The sequence below is a fragment of the Nocardia sp. NPDC004168 genome (assembly GCF_040610355.1).
Classification (GTDB): Bacteria; Actinomycetota; Actinomycetes; order Mycobacteriales; family Mycobacteriaceae; genus Nocardia; species Nocardia sichangensis.
Genome location: NZ_JBEXME010000079.1, coordinates 1 through 4,751, shown reverse-complemented (window position 1 = coordinate 4,751; position 4,751 = coordinate 1). Strand labels below are relative to the sequence as shown.

The 4,751-nt window shown below is 58.7% G+C and carries 3 protein-coding genes; all 3 read right to left on the bottom strand.

All coding sequences use genetic code 11. The annotated features are described in order from the left end of the window. Window positions 1-173: 173 nt before the first annotated feature. The 3 genes from ABZW96_RS37275 to ABZW96_RS37265 all read right to left on the bottom strand — a co-directional run bounded on the left by ABZW96_RS37275 (window position 174) and on the right by ABZW96_RS37265 (window position 3,563). Window positions 174-1,556 carry a cytochrome P450 gene (locus ABZW96_RS37275; protein ID WP_355081563.1) on the bottom strand — a complete coding sequence of 461 codons (1,383 nt, stop codon included), beginning with the start codon at window positions 1,554-1,556 and terminating at the stop codon, window positions 174-176. Between the two features lie 253 nt (window positions 1,557-1,809). Beyond that, window positions 1,810-2,664 (bottom strand): hypothetical protein, encoded by an 855-nt coding sequence (locus ABZW96_RS37270; protein WP_355081561.1) that lies wholly within the window; start codon window positions 2,662-2,664, stop codon window positions 1,810-1,812. A gap of 443 nt (window positions 2,665-3,107) precedes the next feature. Further along, the gene (locus ABZW96_RS37265; RefSeq protein WP_355081559.1) at window positions 3,108-3,563 is read right to left on the bottom strand and encodes a hypothetical protein; all 456 of its coding nucleotides are present in this window, start codon (window positions 3,561-3,563) and stop codon (window positions 3,108-3,110) included. Between the last annotated feature and the right edge of the window lie 1,188 nt (window positions 3,564-4,751).

Sequence of the window (4,751 nt, the reverse complement as noted above, 5' to 3'; positions counted from 1 at the left end):
AGAATCCCCAGCCGTTCGTCTGGCGCAAAACCGCCGAGGAAATCCTCGACTCCCTCGCCCGATATATCCAACGGATTTCAGGCGCGGAACACTAGAAGGGCTCTGAACTCATCGCCATCACCCGGCACGCTCGACGAAGCGGTATTGCGCGTTAAATTCTCCCGGACCGGTGGTCAAGAACGGCAGCGCTCGAGGTGAACGGTGATCGGTCGGTGAGGGTGCAGTGTAATCAGGGCAACGGGGGCGATGTGTCGACTCGACGTCGCGATGAGCCGATAGCGTTGCAGTATCATAGCAATAGTCAATTGCATTTCCGCCATTGCAAAGGTGTTTCCCATGCACAGGCGGGGGCCGGCCCCGAAGGGGTAGTAGCCGGGAGGATCCACGCGTGCTCCGTGGGCGGCGCTGAAACGGCCGGGATCGAACAGTTCTGGATCGGGCCAGTAGCTCTCGTGGCGATGTATGAAGTAGTAGCTCCAGAAAACGGTGGTGCCGGCGGGAATCCGGTAGCCCCCGATCACGTCGTCCTGCAGAGCCTGCCGGTAGTTCTGCCAGGCAGGGGAATAGAGGCGCAGAGTCTCCTGGATGACCTGCCGGGTGTAAACCAGCCGTGGCAGGTCAGCTATCAATGGCTGCCGCTCACCGACGACGGCGTCGATCTCAGCGCGCAACCGCTCTTCGACCTCGGGATAGCATCCGAGTAGATACCAAACCCAGGTTAACGTGTTGGCGCTCGTCTCGTGTCCAGCGAACAACATCGTCAATATCTCGTCACGGAGCTGGTGCACGCTCATGCGGTCGCCGGTTTCGCTGTCGCGAGCATCCATGAGCCTCGATAGCAGGCTCCGATGGGAGCCCCGGGCCGTCTCTTGTTGACGGATCATCTCGTGCGTGATCGAATCCAGCGCATCCAACGCCCGACGGAATCGGCGATGGCCAGGCGTGGGGGCAGACAGCGGAAGCACGGGAAACCGCATGAACGATGCCAATTCTTTTGTCGCAACCGTGAAGGCATCGGTCAAGGCACGAAGTTTTGCGTCGGCGGGGTGTAAATCGAAAAGTGTACGGAGAACAATCCTCAAAGAGAGGTCGGTCATTTCGGCACCGACATCTATGGTTGCGCCGGAGGACGCCGTCCGGTCCCAACGATGGAGAGTGGTTTGGATCGCCGATGACATTATTTCGGTGAACTCGGCTATGCGCTGCCGATGGAAAATTGGCTGAAGAAGGCGGCGCTGCCACAACCACTCAGGCCTTGCCGCAGTGCCGACGCCGCGACCGAACATCTCCCGTGCCATCTCGACCGCGGGGCCGCTGCGTTCGTAATTGTAGTGTTGGCGTTTCAAGACATGATCCACGAATATCGGGTGGTTCAGTACGATGATCGGCATTCCCAAAAGCTCGACGGAGAATATATCGCCGTACTCGTCGAGCATTCCGGCAAGAAATCTGAGTGGAGTGTACTGGAACCGCAGGGTGGGCCCGAGTGATCCTCGCGGCCCGGGCGGCCGGTCGACTGGACTTGACTCCGAGGTGAGCGGTGGTGTGCCGGGCAAAGCGAACTCCTTCTTCGACGGCGTTGCGTCCGATTACGTGCGAACAAAAGGAACCGCCGCGGGTATTCTGAGCTGAGGCGGATGGCATAGTGGTGGCGCGGAAATGGATCGAAAATCTGAGATGCACACGGCACGCCAAGTGCTGGAAACCCAGTAATTTCCGATCTGCACAGACCATGTCGCTGTTTGTTCTCGGACGGTACGGTACGACTTTCTTATCGGTGTAGTCCTAGTGAGCATCCGTGAAATACGATCATTTTGTCGGATAACTTGTTGGGCTCGGGAGTATCCCGTCATCAGGGCGGCGGCCGTCTGGATCGTTGACCTTATCGAGCGTCTCCGGCAGTGTCGTGAGCAGTTCCTCCAGCCCTTTCGGCAATAAACTCAGCAGTGCGGCCAATGACGGATCGGTACCTCGTGCCTTACTCTCGGATGCCGATGGCGGTTGTTTCTCGGTCGGTTCGTTGCCGACTCCTCTTGGGGGCGGTCCGCCCTCGAACACGTTCGCAATCTCGCCGTGTGCTCGGACACTGGAAAGAACCAGGTCCAGTATCTTCCGTGTCGCCGTGGAGAACGCGCGGGTAAGCGGAATCTCCTGTTCAGGGCGCAGTTTTCGCCCTGATGCCGCTGCCGCGGCGAGTGTTGTATTCAATTCCGCCTCGACATGTTTGATCGCCATAAGTATCGGACCTTGTTGCTCGAGTACGGCTTGCGATGTCAGGTGAACGTCTTCGTCTTTTGCCGCAAACGCTTCTTGCCGTATTTGTGCCAAAGTATTTTTGCGCCGATAAACATCGAAGGCTTCACTTGCAATCGCGTTGGCCGGTTCAGCCTTCGTGCGGGGGACGGTGACCGGTGGCGGTTTGGTGACCGCATTGGGGTCGCTGTACAGAAGCGCAACCTTTCGGAGGAGTTCTTCTGTGTTGTTGATGAGCGTGCGAAGCGTCTGCGAGCAGATCGGGCGCGGCTGGAGTGTTGGCTGCCAATTCCTTGGAGGTGGCGGGGTCGGGCGCGCGGATGTGTTGACGACCGCGTTCGCATGGTTGGGCATGACTGTATCGGCTTCCTCGTCGGCGGCAGTTGTGACGCCGGATCGTCTATATCCCATCTCGGAATGTTGTGGATGTGAACCTAAATCAGCTCGTGGCTCGCATCTCTCGACAGATGTCGTCTATCCGGGCCACGTGCTGAGGGCTGGATCGGATCTTCGCCCTCGGGCTACTCGGCTTCGGCTCATCGGCTTCCGATGCCTGCAGGGGCATGTTCTACATGCCGGGTTCGTGCACTCCACTCCTCTCCGGCGACCTACTGCTGGCGCACAGCAGACGGCTGGTCATCAGATGTTTAACAATAGCACCTTTCGGGGGAGTTGACCCGTGGTGGGAGCAGAATCGGTCGCCCTCCGGTGCACGGTGCTTCGTCAGTGTGGGCGAGGTGCGGTTGGCTTCAGGAAAGAAGCGAGTCGGCTGTTTGTCGATAGGTGTGTTGCCGGTATGGAGCGTGGTGTTTGCGCTAGGTGGCCGCTCGCGCATCCGTGTTGCTCGCCGATGGCTACTTTTGTATTTCGCCCTCCCATCGGAAGGTCACACCGAGTACCTCGACCGTTTGTGGCGGATAGGCGCCTGCCGGAAAAATATCTACTCGCATCACAGACTCTACCGCGGCTGCGGCTTCCGGGTGGCTCCAGATCCAATTTTCGATCAAATTTCTAGCCCGATTGAACGATGCTGTATCCAGAGTTAGCGTGGATTCTTGCTGTGGACCGCCGTCGCTGCCGTATGCGGTGATTTGAATCATGTCGCCGGTCGAGAATTCGATCGTCACTCCTGCTACCCCCATCGCGGTCGGAGTTCGATAACTTATCGTGGCAACGTAGCCTGAGGCATCTATGAATTGATGGGCGTCGGCGAGAACCCCGGGAAGATAGAAACCGCCATCGATTTCTGCGCGGAGTTCGACATGCGGTTCATTCGCTTCTACAGCTGGTGCCGATGGTATGTCTTCCACGTATGGCTCTTGCCGGGGTTTTCCTGGTGACTTAGGTTCCGCTCCCTTGTTGCCCTCCGGCGAAAAGTCCCCTGGCAGATTCGGGGCCGCGTCGTCGGCTGAGGATCTGTCGTCCCTTTCTGGCGTCGGTCGACGGGGTGTTCGTGGCGTCGATACGCCCGGCTGTGTTGAGCTGTCCGGGATCGCGTCTTCTCTCGGCTTTTCGGGATCCGGGGTTTTGATACCGGGCTGACTCGGTGCTCGGCGGCTATTCGGCGCTTGCTGCTGGAAAGGCGAGTCCGGCACCCTTGGGGTGGTATCAGGAGTGCCAGGCTCCGCTTCTGCTGGCATCGCGCAGAGGGAAGCTGCGGCTAGAACGGCCGCGAGTGGTCCGCAAGTGCGGGTTCTAACCCTGTTGCCCTGTTGCGGCTTGCGATGCTTCACGGTTGTAGTCCTTGCTCGGAGCGTCGGATCTCCACCACGACCCGCTGGATCCGCCGGGTGATTATCCGCGTGCTGCTGATTGTGGCCCGGATCTCGTCTGGGCTGCCAAAAAAGCATTCGGTAGCATCTTGTCGCATTCGCCGACGAGTCGGCGGCTGGACCACCCTCCTGCTTTTCTCGAATTTTGATGTGCGGCGATCCTTCGGCAGGTCACGCTTGCTCATCGGAAGTCTGGGGCTGCTTCCTGTGAATGGAGTGATATAAATTTCGCCGCATTCGATCTGTTGAATTCGACATCCAGCGCTGGCGGATTCCATCAGCGCGACAGCCGGATTCGGGTGGATACTGGACCGTTGTCCAAGCTGCCCGAATCGCAGCCTACCATTGTTGAGCTACTGCCTCGGCCCTTCGGTTCCCAGTGTTGGGAATTTATTCGGTTTCGGATCTGTGCGCCTTGCGCGGTCGTTGTCGGGGCAAACGATCTTGCTGACGGGAGTCGCACGGCGAAGGTCGCCGATGGCAGCAGATCGTCGCGAGAAGTGTTTCACCGGCGATGGAGTGCTGGTTTATACATTGCAAAGTGGGCTATAGGCGGATGCGCGGTTGTGCAGGAAAGGCTGGATGATTACGAGTTTTGCGCTCGGGGCGAGAGGGTGGCTAGTATTGCTATGCAGATGCTGGCTGTTTTCTCGTCGTGTCTGTTTGTTGTTGTTTCTCGCGTGGAGGCTGGCTGGGATGGTGGCGATCGGTGGCGATGGCGGGCGT

What these genes read in the sequence shown, in the direction of transcription:
- ABZW96_RS37270 (WP_355081561.1), bottom strand. Translation starts at nt 2,664, where the DNA reads ATGGGATATAGACGATCCGGCGTCACAACTGCCGCCGACGAGGAAGCC.